Raw genomic sequence first — 18712 nt, 5'->3', positions numbered from 1 at the left:
ATGCAAAAATACGATAATCAAATTCTAAAATAAAAGCTTGAGGTGTATTTATGAGATTAGATGACATTGATCGAAAGATATTGGCGTTACTGACCGGCAATGGCCGGATGTCATACGTAGATATCGGTAAAGAATTAAATTTATCCCGTGTTGCGATTCGTGAAAGGGTTCACCAGTTAACGGAGGCGGGAGTTATCGAAAGTTTTACAGTGGTAATCAATAGTGAAAAAGTCGGCAAAAAAGTTTCTGGATTTTTTGAAGTAGACTGCGAACCGGCTTCTTTGGTGGAAGTCGCTCAAGCTTTAGCAGACAATCCAAGTGTCGCGAGTTGCTATCAGATGACAGGACCATCCACTCTTCATATGCATGTGCTAGTTGACGATTTTGCTGGCCTTGAAAAATTCATTAACGAAGAACTATATGCGCTCGAAGGAATCACGCGAGTCGAAAGTCATATTCTCCTCCGACGATTTAAAAGTCGTACAGGAATGAAATTATAAGATTCTGCAGCTATATTAAGCTGCAGAATCTTATTTTTTTAGTAGAAGAAACTAATTATCGCGAGAATGTTCTGTTATTTATATGGAAATAAGTAAACTTATACTTTATAATCGAAAGTATTCAACATTTACTAAAGTTAAATAAAAATAAAATAATGATTAACAATTGATGAAAAATAAGTTTTATTTTCATACAAAAGGTTAATTATTTCGAGAAGGAGGAGTTTTTATGGACTATTTACACAACCCATTTACAGCACAAAGACATACCGTATTTTCAAAAAAAGGCATGGTGGTTACGTCGCAGCCATTGGCGTCGCAAGCAGGCATTGAAATTATGCAAAATGGAGGTAATGCCATCGATGCAGCAATTGCCACAGCAGCGGCTTTAACGGTTGTTGAGCCGACCTCAAATGGTATCGGTGGGGATGCCTTTGCGCTTGTCTGGGTCAAAGACAAGTTGCACGGCTTAAACAGTTCAGGTCCCGCACCGAAAAGTATTTCTCCTGAAGCGGTCAAAGCTTTAGGGTACGAGAAAATGCCGACGCACGGTTTAGTGCCTGTGACAGTTCCTGGAGTTCCAGCTGCATGGGCTGAATTATCGAAGAAGTTTGGTAAGTTGTCTCTAGCAGAAGCTTTAAAACCAGCAATCCGTTACGCAGAAGAAGGTTATCCATTAACACCGATTCTGGGTAAATATTGGCAAGCAGCCTACGCTAAATACAAAGATTCGTTTACAAGCGAAGAATACCAAGGATGGTTTGATACGTTTGCACCAAACGGCAGGGCACCTGAAATCGGAGAAATGTGGTCATCTCCTGGTCATGCCAAAACATTAGTAGAAATTGGTCAAACCGATTCACGTTCTTTTTATGAAGGAGCAATTGCAGAAAAAATAGATGCTTTCATGAAAAAACATGATGGGTTCTTATCTAAAGAAGACTTGGTAGCTTTTGAACCCGAGTGGGTAGAGCCCATTTCAACTGAATACCGTGGTTACGAAGTGTGGGAAATTCCACCAAATGGACAAGGCATGGTTGCTCTTATGGCCTTAAACATATTCAAAGAATTAGCACCACCGAAATGGCAGTCTGCTGAAACTTTTCATGAACAAATCGAAGCGATGAAGCTGGCGTTTACAGATGGTAAAGCGTTTATCACAGAGCCAGAAAATATGCCAGTCAGCACGGAGCATCTATTGTCTCAAGAATATGCGGCAGCTCGGGCTAAAACGATTAATGAAACTGCTGCGGATCCTGTACCATACGAATTGCCTAAAGGCGGTACAGTTTATTTATCTACTGCAGATGAAGAAGGCAATATGGTTTCTTATATCCAAAGCAACTACATGGGTTTTGGTTCAGGAATTGTTATTCCAGAAACAGGCATTGGGTTACAAAACCGTGGAGCGGATTTTTCATTAGATGCAGAACATCCGAATGTATTGGCTGGAGGAAAACGAACATTCCATACGATCATTCCAGGATTTCTTACGAAAAACAAAAAAGCAGTCGGTCCTTTCGGAGTGATGGGTGGCTATATGCAACCTCAAGGACATTTCCAAGTGATTACGAACACCATTGATTATTTAATGAACCCACAAGCAGCACTCGATGCACCAAGGTGGCAATGGATTGAAGGCAAGACCGTTCTTGTTGAGCCGGACTTCCCTAACTATTTGGCACAAGGCTTAACACGAAAAGGCCATCATATCCAAGTAGCAACAGACAGTGGCAGTTTTGGAAGAGGACAAATCATTTGGCGCAATCCTGAGACCGGCGTATTATCCGGGGGCACTGAATCGCGTACAGATGGGGCGGTGGCTGTTTGGTAGGCGTCAAGAAAGTGGAGAAGCAGCAAGTCCAGCGTTCCCACTTGAAAATCAATAAGGACCTTTTTTTCGCATTTTTCCGCGTAGGTCTTCTCGGATTTGGTGGTGGACCTGCTGCTATTCCTCTTTTTCATCGTGAAGCTGTTGTCAATTACAACTGGATGACAGAAGACGAGTTCGGAGATACTTTAGCGTTGGGAAATACGATGCCAGGACCTATTGCGACGAAAATGGCAGGCTATATCGGTTATCGTGTTAATGGGATAATGGGTTGTCTTGTCGCACTGGCTGCGTCAGTCATTCCGACAGTTATCTTAATGATTGTTTTGTTGGGCATTTTACAAAAATACAAAGATCTTGAATGGGTCAATAGCATGTCAGCCGCAGTGGTTCCAGTCGTAGGCGTTATGTTGGCGGTAATGACGTGGGATTTCTTTCAGAAGTCAGGAAAAGCTTTAGGGTTAGGACGTGCCATTCTATTCACAGCGATTGCCATTATTTTACTAGAACTAATGGGAATCCATCCGGCGATTGTCATCGTAGGCATTTTGATTGTTTCCTTCACTTCATTTAAGAAGGGAGTCGGACCGAAATGATTTACTGGTCTATCTTTTTAGCATTTTTTATCCCCGGTATTTTAGGCTATGGCGGGGGGCCGGCCTCAATTCCGCTTGTGGAAAAAGAAGTAGTAGATCACTACGGCTGGATGACCACCCAAGAGTTTGGAGAAGTTCTCGCTTTGGGAAATGCTTTGCCAGGTCCCATCGCAACGAAAATGGCGGGATATATTGGTTATATGGAAGGCGGCATCCTTGGCTCTATTGTTGCTTTAGTTGCTTCAGTGGCGCCGTCACTTATTTTAATGGTGCTGTTGATGGTCACTCTTTTAAAGTACAAAGATTCACCAAAAGTCCAAAACATCACCAAATTAGTTCGCCCTGTAATTGCTGTCTTGTTGGGTGCCATGACATTGCAGTTTTTTATGACATCTATTCATACATCAGGAACTGTACAGACTGTTATTCTAGTGGTCGTTAGCTACTGGTTGTTAGAAATGAGAAAAGTTCATCCAGCCTTCGTTATAGTAATGGCACTCGGTTATGGTGCGGTGTCTGGGATCCTTTAGTTTTGTGTTTTCGAAAAAAATAAGCACACGAAGTCATCCGATTAGGGGTGGCTTTTTTTATGTGGTGAAAAAGACAGGCATTATGATTTACTTTTAATTCAAGAACGTATATTGTAGACAACAAGGATAATTATTATCTACAATTGAAAGAGGGTGATTTGGGTGCACATGAAACCAGGTGTAGAACAATCCGTATATGCCGTTCTTCTATTAAATATGTTGCCTGATAAAGCGGTGCTACCAGGAGAAGCGATTAGTCATCAACTAGGAACTTCGCCAACTTATTTTCAAAAGCTTTTGAGGAAATTGGTCAGTGCGGGCTTAATCACTTCTGTACCAGGAGTTAAAGGCGGCTTTAAATTAAACAAAAATCCTGAAGACATTAGCGTATTTAATATATATGTAGCCATTGAAGGACAACAATCGCTTTATTCACCAAGTGGGGTGTTAGGAGATTTGCTGGAACTTGAAGAGCCTGAGCGGTGCTGCTTGCTGACAGATTTAATGATCCAAGCAGAAAATGCGTGGCGCGACCGGATGGAACAAGAAACAATTGCTTCTCTTTCCGAAAAGATGAAAGAACAACAGTTTCAAGAAAAAACGAAAAAACTGACCGATTGGCTGTCTCAAAAATTAGTCGGTTAAAAGCGAAAAGAGGAATAATGATGATTGATAGTTTACCACGTATTAACCAGTTAGCAAAAAAAGCGCGAGAAGAAGGACTGACCAATGCAGAGAAAGTAGAACAACAAGTATTGCGTGAAGACTATTTGCGTTCAATTCGTGGGCAAGTAGAATCAACTGTCACTAGTATGACGGTTATCGATCCACTTGGTGAAGACGTTACTCCTGAAAAAGTACGAACAAAAAAAGAAAATAATCTAATCATAGAAAGTTTAAACTAGAGAGGAAGAACAAGATGAACGATTATTTAGTGAGAGCATTGGCCTATGATGGACAAGTGCGAGCGTATGCTGCCCGGACGACAGAAACTGTAGCGGAGGCCCAGCGTCGCCATTATACATGGCCGACTGCATCTGCAGCACTTGGAAGATCCATGACCGCAAGCGTAATGCTAGGCGCCATGATGAAAGGTGAAGAAAAGTTGACGATCCGTATTAACGGTGGAGGCCCAATTGGCACTATTTTAGTGGATGCCAATGCGAAAGGCGAAGTTCGAGGCTATGTGAGCAATCCGTTAACTCATTTTGATTTGAACGAACAAGGAAAACTTGATGTCAAAAGAGCAGTCGGTACAGAAGGAACGTTAGCAGTTTCCAAAGATATTGGGTTGCTTCAACCGTTTGTTGGACAAGTTCCGATCGTGTCAGGTGAGTTAGGTGAGGATTTTACGCATTACATTACAACCTCTGAACAAATTCCGTCTTCTGTAGGAGTTGGTGTAATTGTGAATCCTGACAACACGATTCAGGCTTCAGGTGGGTTTATCATTCAATTACTACCTGGTACAGAAGAAAGTATTATTGAAGACATTGAAGCGCGTCTAAAAGTAATTCCGACAATCTCAAATATGGTGCGCCAAGGTCTATCACCGGAAGATATTTTAGATGAAGTGCTGGGGAACGGAAACGTTAAAGTACTAGACGAAATGCCTGTGAAGTTTCAGTGCCAATGTTCAAGAGATCGTATTTCTAACGCGATTCAAGGACTTGGTGTTGCCGAAATTGAAGACATGATTGTGACAGACGGCAAAGCAGAAGCACAATGCCATTTTTGTAATGAAAACTATCTGTTCTCGAAAGAGAATTTGGAAGATATGTTGAAAACAGAAGCATAATTAGAACGAGAGGTCCACGCACATTGTTGCGATGGACCTTTTTTATTGGAATGATAAAAAAGGTATGTTATTATTATCTTGAATTCGAGATATATATTGATGCAATAAAAAGTAGAAGCAATTGGAGGTTATTAGAAGATGAAACATATTTTTAAACAAGGCACGAATCTATCAAAATCAACTTTACTTATGCTCCATGGAACGGGTGGAAATGAAACGGATTTATTAGCTATTGCGGCTCATATCGATCCGGAAGCATCTGTGTTGAGCGTTCGTGGAAATGTCTCTGAGAACGGCATGCCACGGTTTTTTAAACGCCTATCAGAAGGTATATTCGATATGGAAGATTTAAAATTCCGTACGGAAGAGCTGTATAACTTTATTGGTCAAGCAGCGGAGGAACATGGCTTTGACCGTACACAAGTTGTTGCAATTGGCTATTCGAACGGAGCCAATATTGCAGCTAATTTACTGTTCACGTATACTGGCGCATTAAAGGGAGCTATTCTTCATCATCCAATGGTTCCAAATCGTCATACAGATTTACCTGATTTGGCGAATACTCCTGTATTTATCGCAGCGGGTACAAACGATCCGATTTGCCCAGCAGAAGAATCAATAGACCTTGAAAAATTATTAAGCAATGCCGGTGCAGAAGTAGAATTGCATTGGGAAAATTTCGGTCATCAATTGACGATGCCAGAAGTAGAAGCTGCGAAAAACTGGTATGATAAGTTATAAAAGGAACCTTCCTCGAGAAATTGAGGAAGGTTTTGTTGGTTTTGATGCCATTCATAAAGCTTCTCGTTACGATAGGGTGCGAGTTTTTGACAAAGGCTGTGGGTTTCATTCATGATAGGAGAAAAGAAAGCTTAGGAGGAAAGAGATGCAAAATAATCCGCATATTCGAGAACAACTAGAGGCTTGGGTAGAAGAAAATAGAGGCCATGCAATATTAGGAAATACTGCACAATACATCCCGGCACTTGGAAAAGAGGATCCGAGTCAGCTTGGAATTTGTATGGTGGACGACAATGGAAATTATTATTGCGCAGGCGATACGGACAAAGAATTCACTTTACAGAGCATTTCAAAAGCGTTGACATTTATCGCACTCAGCTGCAACTACGGATTGGATTTCGTATTAGAACGAGTGGATGTAGAACCAACAGGAGAAGCGTTTAATTCCATTATTCCGTTTGAAATTCATCGACCAAACAAGCCGTTTAATCCTTTTATCAATGCTGGAGCCATCACTATTTCGGCATTGCTGCCAGGACAAACGAGTCAGAAAAAATATGAATTTCTGCTCCATTTTCTAGAAGAATTAGTCGGACATCCATTGGAGCTTGATAAAGAAGTCTATGATTCGGAATGGGCATCCTCACATCGCAACAGGGCGCTTGCTTATTATTTGAAAGAAGCAAAATTCTTAGAAATTGAAGTAGAAGAAGCACTAGATATTTACATTCGTCAATGCGCAATTAAGGTGAGTACGAAAGATTTGGCGTTAATCGGTTTGATCATCGCCTATGATGGTTTTAATCCCATTACAAAAGTAAAACATTTTTCAGAAGAAATCGCTCAAGTTGCCAAAGTACTCATGGTGACATGTGGCATGTATAATTCCTCTGGAAACTTTGCAGCTCATGTTGGCATTCCAGCTAAAAGTGGTGTGTCAGGTGGCATTATGGCCGCAGTGCCACCGAAACTCCATTCGCAAACTTATGAGTTTCGGGCAGGTGCGGGCATCGGTGTTTATGGTCCCGCCATTGATGTGCAAGGGAACAGTGCAGCAGGCACGATGATGCTGCGTCAAATTTCGAAAGAATGGGATTTGAGTATTTTTTAATAGTACCCCGCAAGCTGTCATAAGCTTGTGGGATTTTTTTTGTAAAAAATTTGTATGAATGTGTTTTAAAAAGCGAGACAGGGTAATAGGAGAATGAATAACAAAAGCAGAAGGAGTGGCAAAATGACAAAACAACCTGAAGTGAACAAAAACAGCAAAGATGAGCAACTTGAGCAGTACCGAGTAGATGATTCTGGCAAAAGCCTAACAACCAATCAAGGGTTGAAAATGGCTGAGGATGAATTTTCGTTAAAGGCTGGTGAACGTGGTCCTACCTTGTTGGAAGATTTTCATTTCCGGGAAAAAATGACTCATTTTGATCACGAACGTATTCCAGAGCGAGTCGTTCATGCCAGAGGATATGCTGCACATGGTGTATTTGAAACATATGATTCTTTAGAGCATTTAACGAAAGCAAAATTTTTATCTGAAAAAGGGAAAAAGACACCCGTATTCGTGCGCTTTTCTACTGTTGCCGGATCAAAAGGGTCTGCTGAGACCGTACGAGATTTGCGCGGTTTTGCTACGAAATTTTATACCGAAGAAGGAAATTACGATCTAGTTGGAAATAATGTACCGGTATTCTTTATTCAAGATGCCATCAAATTTCCAGATTTTGTTCACGCAGTAAAACCAGAGCCACACAATGAGATGCCGCAAGCTGCAAGTGCCCATGATACGTTGTGGGATTTTGTCATTAACAACCAGGAAACTGCACATACGATGATGTGGTTAATGTCAGACCGTGCAATCCCCCGCAGTTTTCGAATGATGGACGGTTTTGGCGTACATGCTTTCCGTTTCGTCAATGCAGAGGGCAAATCACATTTCGTTAAGTTTAGCTGGAAGTCTACGCTGGGTACCCATTCACTTGTGTGGGATGAAGCGCAGAAAATTTCTGGAAAAGACCCAGATTTCAATCGCCGCGATTTATACGATTCAATTGAACAAGGAGATTTTCCGGAATGGGAATTGGGCGTTCAAATTGTCGCGGAAGAAGATGAGTATAAATTCGACTTTGATTTACTAGATGCGACTAAACTATGGCCGCAAGAAGAAATTCCAATGCAGATGGTCGGCAAAATGACCTTGAATCGCAACGTGGATAATGTCTTTGCCGAAACAGAACAAGTAGCTTTCCACCCCGGACATGTGGTACCTGGAATCGACTTTTCTAACGATCCTTTGCTTCAAGGGCGTTTATTTTCTTATACCGATACGCAATTGCTGCGCTTAAACGGTCCGAATTTCCATGAACTGCCGATTAATCGACCAGTATGTCCGTTTCATAACAATCAGCGAGACGGTTTTGGCCGGCAATCGATCAATAAAGGACGAGTCGCTTATCAAAAAAGTTCGTTTACCAATAATACACCAGCTCCTGTAAGTGAGGCTGAAGGCGGCTATTCTCATTACCAAGAGAAAATGGAAGGGCGTAAAGTTCGTGCCCGTAGTGAAAGTTTTAAAGACCATTTTTCACAAGCTACGATGTTTTGGAACAGCATGACAGAACCGGAACGAAAGCATATTATCGAGGCCTTCAGCTTTGAGCTTGGGAAGTGTCAAGAAATTTGGATTCGTGAAGGAGCCATTGAAATGTTTGCAAATGTTAACTTGGAAATGGCACAAGCTATAGCTAAAAATATCGGAGTGACGTCTCCAACAACGGGTGGTTCAGCTGTCACCAAAGTTTCGCCAGCATTAAGTATAGACAATACGATTAAATCGGCTGCTACCCGTAAAGTGGGTGTATTGGTCGATACAGGTTTTAACGATGCCGAAGTGCTGAAGATTCTTGAAAAACTCAAAACTGAAGGCGTACAGTACGAAGTTGTTAGTGAAATGCAAGGCAAGCTAGAAGGTTCAAGTGGCAAAAAACTGGAAGTTGATCATACCTTCACGACGACTGACCCAGTGCTCTATGATGCCATTTATGCGGTTGGTGGACCGGATGTCAGCAAGAAATTCGCTAAAGAAGCGGCACGTTTCATCGGTGAAGCATTCGACCATTACAAACCGATTGGCGCTACGCATGATGGTCAAAAATGGCTTGAAACAGCAGGGATCGAGAGCCAGCCTGGTATAGTAGGAGGCGATCATTCTCGTTTTGCACAAGCATTCATAGAAGCAATTGCAGCCCACCGTCACTGGGATAGACAGGTCGAATAAAGAGTTAAAAACGAATTTTAATTTTTAAAAGGTTTAAGAAAATGAAGGTCGGGTAATTTCTAAACTAAGCAAACATATTCATATTAAAAAATTGGAGGAATAGTAAATGACTAACAATAAATTTATGGGTACGTTCGATAACGAAACAGAGGTATTAAGTAAAATTGAAGAACTAAAAGCACAAGGCTCTAAAGAAGATGATATGTACGTAATGGCTCGAGACGAAGGCCAGATTTCGATGGTACGTGGACGGACGGATGTAGATTACAAATCATCTGAAGGAAACTGGATGGATAAATTCATGGGCTTCTTATCAGGAGACGACTCAACACGTGAAGCATTTTCTGGTATGGGAGTAGATAAAGACGAAGCTGACCGCTACTATAACGAAGTACAAAACGGCAAGATTCTATTATTTGTAGACCGTGAGTATGGTGCAAACTACGAAGGACAAGCACCTTATGACAATACTTCAACAAGCACTGCAGCAGGAACAATGGGTGCAGCAGGACTAGGTAGCAACAGAAATCATCTAGATAACGAAGCTGTAGGCAGAGATGGTCTAACAGTAGACACAAATGATGAAAACGATGTTTATTACAATAAGAAAAACGATACATTTAGTCGAGACACAACTGACACAGCAGGTGTTGGAAAAGATGCAGGAACAGGCTTTGGTCTTGGATCTGACCGTACAACGGAAGATTTAAATCGTACAGATCGTCTTGATGGGACGGATAAAAACTTTAACCATGGAGACACAGAAGAAGAGAAACTTCGTTTACACGAAGAACGTTTAAGTGTTGACAAAGAACGTGTGCAAACGGGTGAAGTCAATGTTGGAAAACACGTTGTCGAAGAAAACCAAACAATTGAAGTACCAGTAGAACGTGAAGAAGTCTATATAGAGCGTCGCCCAGTAAATGAAGAAACAACAGGGAATTCCTTTGATAACAATTCTGGATTAACAGGAGATGCATATCAAGAAGGCGAAAACATCCATATTCCCGTGACAGAAGAACGCGTTGAGGTGACAAAAAAAGATGTAGTAGCTGAAGAAATTATAGTTGGAAAACGTAAAGTACAAGACACAGAAACTGTGAATGAAACGGTTCGTCACGAAGAAGCGGATATCGACGAAGATACCATTTCAACAAAAGACAAGTTAAATCATGATGATCACAAAGATCGTGATCGTTTCTAAAGAAAATCTAGTTGAAGGCGGGGATTAATCCCCGTCTTTTTGTTCGTCCAACAGGAATAGCGTATAGTAGAAAGAGGCAAGGAGGGATAGCAATGGATGGTAAAAAAAGAAGTGACGTTAAGCCAGGCATTGAAGTACATGTGATTTTAAAACAAGATCAGCGTTCAGGCAAGAAAACACACGGTGTTGTAAAAGATTTGCTAACAAATTCTGCGACACATCCACATGGCATCAAAGTTCGCTTACAAGATGGACAAGTAGGACGGGTCTGTGAGATTTTATCAGGAAAATAGAGCTTCTTTCACTTTTGTGTAAGAAAGCACTGTGCACCAAGCCTCTTTAATAACAAGGACTATTATAAGTTAAACAAAAACGGATCCATTAAAATGGGTCTGTTTTTGTGTTAATATAGGGATATTGAAAAATGAAGGAGTCTCTCAAAATGAGCCAATTCTTTGAACGTAAAAAACAGGAACTTGGAGTTCAATTAAATAAAATACAGCGAAAAGCAGTAGAGCGTACAGAAGGTCCTTTGCTGTTGTTAGCGTGTCCGGGGTCTGGAAAAACGACTACGATGATTATGCGTATCGGTTACCTAATCGAAGAAAAAGAGATATCTCCGCAACGTATCAAAGCGATTACATTTAGTAAGGCATCTGCTAATGATATGCTCGAGCGGTATAAACGATTTTTCCCAACGCTACAGCCAATTGATTTTTCGACTATCCATAGCTTAGCCTTTCAAATTACGCGTGATTATTTTTCAGGATCTCGTTACGTCATGATAGAAGGCAGTGAGACAAATGGCCTTCATAAGAAGAAACTCCTTCGTGAAATGTACCGAACGGAAAATGACGAGCCAATTACAGATGACCAATTAGAAGAGTTGATTTCTTTTATTAGTTACGTGAAAAATAAAATGCTGCCTAGGAAACAATGGGCGAAATTGAAAGAACCTTTTCCTGGAGCAATCGAAATCCTGAAAACTTACGAAGCGTTTAAAGAGAACTATGACGTAAGGTTAGTTGATTTTGACGATATGTTGTCGTTAGCCTACGAAGCACTGGAGAAAGACAAAAGTTTGCTTGCGAAGTACCAAGGACGCTGGGATTATGTCATGACAGACGAAAGTCAGGATACTTCATTGATTCAACATGCCATTGTAGAAAAAATAGTAGCTCGCCATCAAAACCTATGTGTTGTAGCTGACGATGACCAGTCAATTTATACATGGAGAGCTGCCGAACCGACTTATTTACTGAAGTTTAGAACAGTTTACCCAGACGCTTATATTATGAAAATGGAGCGTAATTATCGCTCCTCCCAAAATATTGTGCATACAGCTAACGAATTTATCAAAACCAATAAAAAGCGGCATGACAAAAACATGTTTACTAAGCAACCTGAAGGGGACCCCATCGTTTTAAGGCGCTTAGGTTCAGAAGAAGCACAATTTAAGTACGTTATGAAAGAGCTCAAGGAATTGACAGATTATGGAGATGTGGCGATTTTATACCGCAACAACTCGTCTTCAACTTTACTGATGAGTGAACTTGAACGTTTAGGCATTCCTTTCTATATGAAGGATTCTGATAATCGTTTTTTCTCTCATTGGATTGTAGAAGATATGTTAAATTTTATGCGTTTTAGCCTGAAGCCAGAACGCATTGATATTTATTCGAAAGTTGCTTCTAAAACGAATGCCTATTGGTCAGGGAGCCAATTGAAAATGCTAAGTCGCATGAATCCGACAGAGGAACATGCTTTTGATCAAATCAATTTAACAATTACCTTAAAAGACTATCAAATTAAAATTTTAGCTGAACAGAAAAAATGGTTTGCTGCGTTGAATGGCATGAAGCCGTTGAAAGTGATTCGAACAATTCGTGGGGAAATGGGCTATGATCAAATGCTCGCGAGTCGTGCCGAGAAGTTTGGGATGAAAATGACATACCTGGCTCAGATTTTGACGACATTGGAGCAAATTGCAGAGCCGCTTGAATCCATGACAGCTTTTGCAAAACGCCTAAAGCAGTTAGAACAAGTAACACAACAAGCGAAAAAAGAGAAAACTGACGATATGCTAACCTTATCAACATTTCACAGCTCTAAAGGTTTGGAATTTGAACGAGTTTACATGATTGACTTAGTAGAAGGAGTCATCCCAACTGAAGAAGATGGGGAAACGCCTGACAGTTTAGAAGAAGCGCGCCGCCTATTTTACGTTGGCATGACAAGAGCTAAAAGCCATTTAGAATTGATTAGTTACGGAAGTGAGTCTCGGTTTGCGGATGAAGTACGCAACTTAATCGTTCCTGAAAAAAGAATGGCAACGCCACAACGAACTGCAACGAAAACACCTATCAAAGTAAAAGTACCCGACAATCCGAATGCCATCCATTCAGAAGATGTATTGCGTGAAGGGGTTCAGGTTAGGCATCGCGTCTTCGGAGCCGGGGAGATTGTCGAACGAGATCAAGAACGAATCTCCATCCAATTCGCAAAAGAACGCAAAGAATTAATGATTGATATCTGCCTAAGTTATCGGTTATTAGAGATGATTAACTAGCGCCTCTGTGAACCTACAGATGTGACATACAGAAGAACGCGGGGAAATGGCAATGAAAATAAGGGATTGGGATCGAAGTTTAAAAGTGCGTCTAATCGGCGAGTTTTTTATGAATACAAGTTATTGGATGGTATTCCCATTTTTAGCGATTTACTTTGCGGAAGAATTTGGTAAGGGGACCGCAGGATTACTACTAGTTATTTCGCAAATGTTTTCTGTGGCATCAAACTTAGTCGGTGGCTATTGTGCAGACCGGTTTGGACGTCGCCGCATGCTAGTAGTGGCCTCTACTGCTCAAGGCTTGTCGTTTTTGCTATTTGCCTTTGCCAATTCTCCGTGGCTGCAGTCTCCTGAACTTGGCTTTGTCGCGTTTACACTTGCTGGCATGTGCGGTGCTCTTTATTGGCCAGCAAGTCAGGCGATGATTGCAGACGTTGTACCGGAAAAATACCGTAGCGATGTTTTTGCCATTTTTTATACGACCTTAAATATCGCAGTTGTAGTAGGTCCATTATTCGGAGCGATTCTGTTCTTTTCTTATCGCTTTGAATTATTGCTAGCGGTTACAGTGATTTCGATGCTTCTGAGTGTAGTTTTACGATTGCTTACAAAAGAAACCCTCTCACAAGCTATGGTGGAAAAATGGCGGTCGCAAACAGCAACTGGGTGGGTCGGAGCGATTTCGAAGCAATTTAAAGAGTACGGCTTAATTTTTAAGGATCGTCTGTTTCTCCTTTTTATTATTGCTGGCGTGTTAGGTGCACAGACATTCATGCAACTAGATTTGCTTATCCCGGTCTATTTGAGAGAAACCATTGATAGTCAAACAGTGGCTTCTTTGTTTAACCGAGAATGGTCTGTTACTGGAGAAACCTCTTTTGGTTTGTTGCTAGCTGAAAATGGATTGTTTGTGGCATTACTAACAGTAGTTGTAACTCGGTGGATGACGAAGTTTCCGGAAAAATGGGTTTTCTTCACTTCCGCTGCTTTCTACGGTTTAGCTATGTGGCTCTTTCCACTAACTGATTGGTTTTGGATGTTTGTAATTGCGATGGCCGTCTTCACCTTTGCTGAACTGATGGTGGTCGGTCTGCAGCAAAACTTTATCTCCAAACTTGCACCAGAAGACATGCGTGGCCAATATTTTGCAGCTGCTAGTTTACGTTATACCATTGGGCGCATGATTGCACCGATCTCCATCCCCATGACCGCCTGGTTTGGTTTTCCATTGACGTTCGGTGTATTGGGGTTACTGGCACTTGCTAGTGGTTTTGTCTACTTGCTTATGTTTCGATTATACGAAAAAAGGCCTTCCTATTGAGGAAGGCCTTTTGTTTTGCTTTACTTTTGGTCTTTAGCTAATTTAACTAGCATGTGTGCAAGCATGTGTTGCTCTTCTTTATCGCCAACCTGCCATAAGCGGTGCAATAAATATTCTTCACTATTTTTAGGATCTTCTTTTTTCGCAAGATAAGATGCAACTTTTTCAGCTAGTTGTGCGATGCGCTCTTCGCTCAAGCCCAATTTCTCGCCCATCTCAACTTTGTCACTTAAGTAATTCATGAATACAGAAAAATCTGCTAAAATTTTGTCTTTTTTCTGTTGGTCTGTATTTTCTAGTTTATCTTCAACTTTTTTATTGATGTTTTCCACTTGTTCGCCCAACTCCCTTATGATTTTTCAATACATTGATTATTTACCACGATTTTAAAAAATTAAACATCCAATTCGAAAAACGTTCAGAAGATTCGTTTAAATAGAATCGATAAGGGTAATGAGATAACAAGGATGGAATATAAGAAGGAGGATGATTGAATGACCTTATACGACAAAATCCAGGAATTGAAAAGTTTTGAATGTCCAGACCGCTGCGTGTTAAGTGTATATTTAAATACCAATCCAGCTGATTCAAATGCTCAAAACGGAGCATGGAAGATCCATCTGAAAAATGGCTTGAAGCGATTAGATGAATATTTAACAGCTTCGAACAATGAAAAAGAAATAAAAGCATATAAAAATTTGCGCAAAAAAGTGGAAAAAGAGATTTTAGACAATCAAAACGATCTTCAAAAAGGTGTTGTCATTTTCGCTTCAGAACACGAAGATCTTTGGTCAGTGCATTATGTACAAATTCCTGTGAAGACAAGTTTCCATTGGGAAAACAAACCTGTCCTAGAAGAGCTTCGTTATATGTACAAAGCTTATCCATACGCAGGTATCGTGTTGCCAGGATTTAAAGGGATTCGTGTCATTGATACGTCTATGGGAATTATCAATGAAGAATTTTTTTATGAGTTTGATTCAGGACTTGAAGTCTGGACAGAACAAAAGGGCGCACGAAGTTCAGGTCGAGTAGGAGCTGGAGGCGGGAGCACAGTCACTGGTGGTGGCGGTGGAAGTCCAGCCGATGAATTAGATCATCGGTTAAGAGAAAACTTAGAACGTTTCTACAAAGACATGGGCGGAAAAATGGAGAAGCTGAGAAAAGAACGCAAATGGGAAGAAATTCATGTAGTCGGCGAAGCCGAACATGCTAAGTCATTTGCTAAAACACTTCAACAAAAACCGAAAAGCTGTGTCTATAAAAACTTGATGAATAATGATTCTGGGAAAATTCTACACGAAGTATTCGAAGTATAAATAAACCACCTCAGCAAAGTTGCTGAGGTGGTTTATTTAGGTTTAGGGCAAAATGTGCACGTATTAAAAGATGGCATTTCTTTGTACAAGCAACAGGTTTTTCTAAGCGGTTTTGAAACAGCTTGTTGCAAGGAAGTGTCACCGAGTAATTTCGCAAGATAAGAAGTTTTGATTGGCTTCCAATTTTCTTCATTCATAAGCCATTCTAAGTCTGCGGCGACTTTTCGTGGATTTCGGGTTTCTAGATTAGCGTAAAACCACAAGACAGAACCGAGCACGTTTTCCCAGCAAGTGATAGGCGAGATTTTTATGTGTTTTTTAAATTCATTGAGCAACTCGTTTACTTGTCTATGAAGAATGTCATGAAACGCTTGGAACCTCCTGTGTACGTCAATCGGTTGAAATGTCGACGACTTCGCATGGACCTGTAAAAGAGGAAGCCCATAATTATGAACACGGTCAAATTCTAATTCACGCCAATCGACAGAAAAATACCCGTTATATTGATCGATTAGGCTAAACTGAGCAGTTACGTAAAGAGCATATTGTCGGAAAAAATAAGATACTGCAACGCCGGCGTTGTCAGTTCCACACCAGTGCTTTAATTCTTCGATCATTGTGGGGACATCTTGACTAAGTGGCTGTTGTGGAATGCGGTCTGTTGCAACAGATTGCGTGCTTAGCAAGTATTTGGCTTGTTGCGGGAAAGTCACCATGATTCACCTCTTCAGTTATTATGCTACGTTAAAAGGGAAGAGTTTGCAAAGTCATCAAACAATCTAACAAGAGCTATTCGCCTATTATTTTATTGAGAAGTCGATTAAACTGAGGAAAAGGAGTGAGGAAATGGAATTTTCTATTATAACAATCGACCACGTTCAGGTTGCAGCACCTGCAGGGGAAGAACAAGTTGCAAGAAACTTTTATGCGGAGATTTTGGGAATGCAAGAGATTGAAAAACCAGAAGCGCTAAAAGGTAGAGGAGGTGCCTGGTTCGAGTTTGGTAGTCAGCAATTGCATGTAGGCGTAGAAGAGCCTTTTTCACCAGCAAAAAAAGCACATCCAGCATTTCGAATAGCTGGTTATGAGGAGTTAAAGGAACATTTGTCAGTAAACAAAATTGAATTGAAAGAAGACAATAGCATTCCAGGTGTCGAACGATTTTTTGTTTTTGATCCGTTCGGCAATCGGCTAGAATTTCTGAAATAAAAATGCCAATGCCCGACGTCAGGGCATTAGCATTTTATAAATGGTTTTAGTAGCAGGTAAAATGGTGATTGGAGCCACTGCTATACATAATGATAAATAAGTGCATATCAAAAGCTGCCCGGTAAATAGGCAGCTTTTAGAAAAAATTATACGGTTTGAAGAGCGATTGCTGGACCGAAGAATTCAAAGTGAATTTGTTCTTCTTTCATGCCGAGTGCTTGCAGTTCTTGAATCATGGCTTCCATGAATGGAACAGGTCCACATACATAAACATCACCTGTGATGTCGACGTATTCTTCTAAAACCGTACGTGTAATATAGCCTTGTGGCTGGTCAGAGTAAAACGTTTTATAGCGTGCATCAGTCATAGTCGCAACGTATTTCTGAATATCCTTATCGAAAGCATGCATAGATTCATTGCGTGCAGCGTGAAGGAATGCAGTTGGACGTTCTGGAGTTAACGTAGCCACAGTTTCAAACATGCTCATCATCGGTGTAATGCCGACACCACCACTTACAAATGCGACGGGTGTAGTTTTTTCAGTATCGAGAACGAATTCACCTGCAGGAGCACTAACTTCAAAGCGATCGCCTACATTCATTTCGTCATGAAGATAAACGGAAACGCGGCCGTTTGGATCATTGTCTGCATCGCGTTTAACGGAAATACGGAATTCGTCTGCTTGAGCTGCTTGAGAAAGACTATATTGACGGTTGAACAAATACTGCTCTCCTGGAATTGACATGCGTAAAGAAATATATTGGCCGGGCTGATAAGCAGGAACATCTTTTCCGTCAGCTGGTTTCAAGTAGAAAGAAGTGATACTTTCGCTTTCTTTTTCTTTGCGGACAATTGAAAAGTCTTTAAAGAAACTCCAGCCGTTTTCTTGAGATTCCATTTTTGCATACATTTCTTTTTCAACGCCGATAAAGGCATCTGCAATTACGCCATATGCTTCTGCCCAAGCATTGATGATGTCATCGGTTGCTGCATCGCCCAAAACTTCTTTGATCCCCTTTAATAAGTATTCTCCAACAATCGGATAATGTTCCGGTTTAATTCCCAAACTTACGTGTTTATTAGCAATTTGGACAACTGCTGGAAGAATAGCTTCTAGATTATCAATATGGACGGCTGCAGCATAAACCGTGTTTGCCAATGCAGCCTGCTGACGACCTTTTTTCTGGTTCGCGTGATTAAAAATATTTAAAAGTTCAGGATGCGCTTCAAGCATGTTCTTGTAGAATACAGTCGTGATCGCTGTTCCGTGTTCTTCTAATACCGGTACTGTGGATTTGATGATCGCTCTTGTTTCTTGTGATAACATAATCAATCTCTCCTTTTGTTTTCTATATCTTGACTATACTCCTCTAATTCCTTTAAAGATATATTTAAAATACATCTTTAAAATTTGGACACAACTAATTTCACAGAAAAGTCACAACAAAGAAAAGCGGAAGCGACCATGTAGCTCCGACAGGCATAAGGCAGATCAGCAGTGTGGCGTTCTGTGCCACGCAGTTGAGTTGACTTATGACCCGAGGAGTTGGTCGCTGGAGTCTGGACAAAAAGAAAAGCGGAAGCGACCGTGTAGCTCCGACAGGCATAAGGCAGATCAGCAGTGTGGCGTTCTGTGCCACGCAGTTGAGTTGACTTATGACCCGAGGAGTTGGTCGCTGGAGTCTGGACAAAAAGAAAAGTGGAAGCGACCATGTAGCTCCGACAGGCATAAGGCAGATCAGCAGTGTGGCGTTCTGTGCCACGCAGTTGAGTTGACTTATGACCCGAGGAGTTGGTCGCTGGAGTCTGGACA

The 18712-nt window shown here is 41.0% G+C and carries 19 protein-coding genes; 16 read left to right on the top strand and 3 right to left on the bottom strand.

Annotation, left to right across the window (positions count from 1 at the left end; all coding sequences use genetic code 11):
- Nucleotides 1-50 precede the first annotated feature (50 nt).
- The 14 genes from FQ085_RS04450 to FQ085_RS04385 all read left to right on the top strand — a co-directional run bounded on the left by FQ085_RS04450 (nucleotide 51) and on the right by FQ085_RS04385 (nucleotide 14370).
- Nucleotides 51-500: an Lrp/AsnC family transcriptional regulator gene (locus FQ085_RS04450; protein WP_058384316.1), complete on the top strand. Its 450-nt coding sequence runs from the start codon at nucleotides 51-53 to the stop codon at nucleotides 498-500.
- 229 nt (nucleotides 501-729) lie between these two features.
- Entirely contained in the window at nucleotides 730-2334 is a 1605-nt protein-coding gene (locus tag FQ085_RS04445; RefSeq protein WP_058384321.1) for a gamma-glutamyltransferase family protein, read from the top strand.
- 11 nt (nucleotides 2335-2345) lie between these two features.
- Nucleotides 2346-2927: a chromate transporter gene (locus tag FQ085_RS04440; RefSeq protein WP_058386837.1), complete on the top strand. Its 582-nt coding sequence runs from the start codon at nucleotides 2346-2348 to the stop codon at nucleotides 2925-2927.
- The gene (locus FQ085_RS04435) at nucleotides 2924-3457 is read left to right on the top strand and encodes a chromate transporter (RefSeq protein WP_058384322.1); all 534 of its coding nucleotides are present in this window, start codon (nucleotides 2924-2926) and stop codon (nucleotides 3455-3457) included. The genes FQ085_RS04440 and FQ085_RS04435 overlap by 4 nt, the downstream gene beginning before the upstream one ends.
- A gap of 162 nt (nucleotides 3458-3619) precedes the next feature.
- A complete protein-coding gene (locus FQ085_RS04430; protein ID WP_058384323.1) occupies nucleotides 3620-4102 on the top strand; it encodes an RrF2 family transcriptional regulator in 483 nt (160 codons plus the stop codon).
- Between the two features lie 20 nt (nucleotides 4103-4122).
- Nucleotides 4123-4362: a DUF896 domain-containing protein gene (locus FQ085_RS04425; RefSeq protein WP_058384324.1), complete on the top strand. Its 240-nt coding sequence runs from the start codon at nucleotides 4123-4125 to the stop codon at nucleotides 4360-4362.
- 14 nt (nucleotides 4363-4376) lie between these two features.
- Nucleotides 4377-5255 carry an Hsp33 family molecular chaperone HslO gene (hslO, locus tag FQ085_RS04420; RefSeq protein WP_149456024.1) on the top strand — a complete coding sequence of 293 codons (879 nt, stop codon included), beginning with the start codon at nucleotides 4377-4379 and terminating at the stop codon, nucleotides 5253-5255.
- A 138-nt stretch (nucleotides 5256-5393) separates the two neighbouring features.
- Nucleotides 5394-5996, top strand: a complete 603-nt coding sequence (locus FQ085_RS04415; RefSeq protein ID WP_058384326.1) for an alpha/beta hydrolase — start codon at nucleotides 5394-5396, stop codon at nucleotides 5994-5996.
- A gap of 145 nt (nucleotides 5997-6141) precedes the next feature.
- Nucleotides 6142-7107 (top strand): glutaminase, encoded by a 966-nt coding sequence (locus FQ085_RS04410; protein ID WP_058384327.1) that lies wholly within the window; start codon nucleotides 6142-6144, stop codon nucleotides 7105-7107.
- 123 nt (nucleotides 7108-7230) lie between these two features.
- Nucleotides 7231-9276, top strand: a complete 2046-nt coding sequence (locus FQ085_RS04405; RefSeq protein WP_149456023.1) for a catalase — start codon at nucleotides 7231-7233, stop codon at nucleotides 9274-9276.
- Nucleotides 9277-9382: 106 nt separating this feature from the next.
- Entirely contained in the window at nucleotides 9383-10480 is a 1098-nt protein-coding gene (locus FQ085_RS04400) for a DUF2382 domain-containing protein (RefSeq protein WP_149456022.1), read from the top strand.
- 92 nt (nucleotides 10481-10572) lie between these two features.
- The gene (locus FQ085_RS04395) at nucleotides 10573-10773 is read left to right on the top strand and encodes a YwbE family protein (protein ID WP_058384330.1); all 201 of its coding nucleotides are present in this window, start codon (nucleotides 10573-10575) and stop codon (nucleotides 10771-10773) included.
- 149 nt (nucleotides 10774-10922) lie between these two features.
- Entirely contained in the window at nucleotides 10923-13049 is a 2127-nt protein-coding gene (locus tag FQ085_RS04390) for an ATP-dependent helicase (RefSeq protein ID WP_149456021.1), read from the top strand.
- Between the two features lie 52 nt (nucleotides 13050-13101).
- Entirely contained in the window at nucleotides 13102-14370 is a 1269-nt protein-coding gene (locus FQ085_RS04385; RefSeq protein WP_149456145.1) for an MDR family MFS transporter, read from the top strand.
- A gap of 20 nt (nucleotides 14371-14390) precedes the next feature.
- On the opposite strand, the gene FQ085_RS04380 is transcribed toward FQ085_RS04385, so the two are convergent.
- The gene (locus FQ085_RS04380) at nucleotides 14391-14702 is read right to left on the bottom strand and encodes a DUF3243 domain-containing protein (RefSeq protein ID WP_049693048.1); all 312 of its coding nucleotides are present in this window, start codon (nucleotides 14700-14702) and stop codon (nucleotides 14391-14393) included.
- Nucleotides 14703-14864: 162 nt separating this feature from the next.
- Here FQ085_RS04380 and FQ085_RS04375 point away from each other — a divergent pair, with 162 nt between their 5' ends.
- Nucleotides 14865-15689: a VLRF1 family aeRF1-type release factor gene (locus tag FQ085_RS04375; RefSeq protein WP_058384332.1), complete on the top strand. Its 825-nt coding sequence runs from the start codon at nucleotides 14865-14867 to the stop codon at nucleotides 15687-15689.
- A gap of 32 nt (nucleotides 15690-15721) precedes the next feature.
- Here FQ085_RS04375 and FQ085_RS04370 read toward each other — a convergent pair whose 3' ends face one another.
- Nucleotides 15722-16405 (bottom strand): hypothetical protein, encoded by a 684-nt coding sequence (locus FQ085_RS04370; RefSeq protein ID WP_262499751.1) that lies wholly within the window; start codon nucleotides 16403-16405, stop codon nucleotides 15722-15724.
- Between the two features lie 130 nt (nucleotides 16406-16535).
- On the opposite strand from FQ085_RS04370, the gene FQ085_RS04365 reads away from it, so the two are divergent.
- Entirely contained in the window at nucleotides 16536-16898 is a 363-nt protein-coding gene (locus tag FQ085_RS04365) for a VOC family protein (protein ID WP_149456020.1), read from the top strand.
- A 146-nt stretch (nucleotides 16899-17044) separates the two neighbouring features.
- Here the strand turns inward: FQ085_RS04365 and hmpA are convergent, their stop codons facing one another.
- On the bottom strand, nucleotides 17045-18229 hold the full coding sequence (gene hmpA / locus FQ085_RS04360; RefSeq protein WP_470382025.1) for an NO-inducible flavohemoprotein: 1185 nt from the start codon (nucleotides 18227-18229) through the stop codon (nucleotides 17045-17047).
- Between the last annotated feature and the right edge of the window lie 483 nt (nucleotides 18230-18712).

The organism is Planococcus sp. ANT_H30, assembly GCF_008369335.1.
GTDB lineage: Bacteria > Bacillota > Bacilli > Bacillales_A > Planococcaceae > Planococcus > Planococcus kocurii.
This window is presented reverse-complemented; position numbering and strand designations above follow the sequence as displayed.

What these genes read in the sequence shown, in the direction of transcription:
- FQ085_RS04425 (WP_058384324.1), top strand. Translation starts at nt 4,123, where the DNA reads ATGATTGATAGTTTACCACGTATTAACCAGTTAGCAAAAAAAGCGCGA.
- FQ085_RS04370 (WP_262499751.1), bottom strand. Translation starts at nt 16,405, where the DNA reads ATGGTGACTTTCCCGCAACAAGCCAAATACTTGCTAAGCACGCAATCT.
- hslO (WP_149456024.1), top strand. Translation starts at nt 4,377, where the DNA reads ATGAACGATTATTTAGTGAGAGCATTGGCCTATGATGGACAAGTGCGA.
- FQ085_RS04400 (WP_149456022.1), top strand. Translation starts at nt 9,383, where the DNA reads ATGACTAACAATAAATTTATGGGTACGTTCGATAACGAAACAGAGGTA.
- FQ085_RS04405 (WP_149456023.1), top strand. Translation starts at nt 7,231, where the DNA reads ATGACAAAACAACCTGAAGTGAACAAAAACAGCAAAGATGAGCAACTT.
- FQ085_RS04410 (WP_058384327.1), top strand. Translation starts at nt 6,142, where the DNA reads ATGCAAAATAATCCGCATATTCGAGAACAACTAGAGGCTTGGGTAGAA.
- FQ085_RS04445 (WP_058384321.1), top strand. Translation starts at nt 730, where the DNA reads ATGGACTATTTACACAACCCATTTACAGCACAAAGACATACCGTATTT.
- FQ085_RS04415 (WP_058384326.1), top strand. Translation starts at nt 5,394, where the DNA reads ATGAAACATATTTTTAAACAAGGCACGAATCTATCAAAATCAACTTTA.
- FQ085_RS04375 (WP_058384332.1), top strand. Translation starts at nt 14,865, where the DNA reads ATGACCTTATACGACAAAATCCAGGAATTGAAAAGTTTTGAATGTCCA.
- FQ085_RS04365 (WP_149456020.1), top strand. Translation starts at nt 16,536, where the DNA reads ATGGAATTTTCTATTATAACAATCGACCACGTTCAGGTTGCAGCACCT.
- FQ085_RS04450 (WP_058384316.1), top strand. Translation starts at nt 51, where the DNA reads ATGAGATTAGATGACATTGATCGAAAGATATTGGCGTTACTGACCGGC.
- FQ085_RS04395 (WP_058384330.1), top strand. Translation starts at nt 10,573, where the DNA reads ATGGATGGTAAAAAAAGAAGTGACGTTAAGCCAGGCATTGAAGTACAT.
- FQ085_RS04390 (WP_149456021.1), top strand. Translation starts at nt 10,923, where the DNA reads ATGAGCCAATTCTTTGAACGTAAAAAACAGGAACTTGGAGTTCAATTA.
- FQ085_RS04385 (WP_149456145.1), top strand. Translation starts at nt 13,102, where the DNA reads ATGAAAATAAGGGATTGGGATCGAAGTTTAAAAGTGCGTCTAATCGGC.
- FQ085_RS04435 (WP_058384322.1), top strand. Translation starts at nt 2,924, where the DNA reads ATGATTTACTGGTCTATCTTTTTAGCATTTTTTATCCCCGGTATTTTA.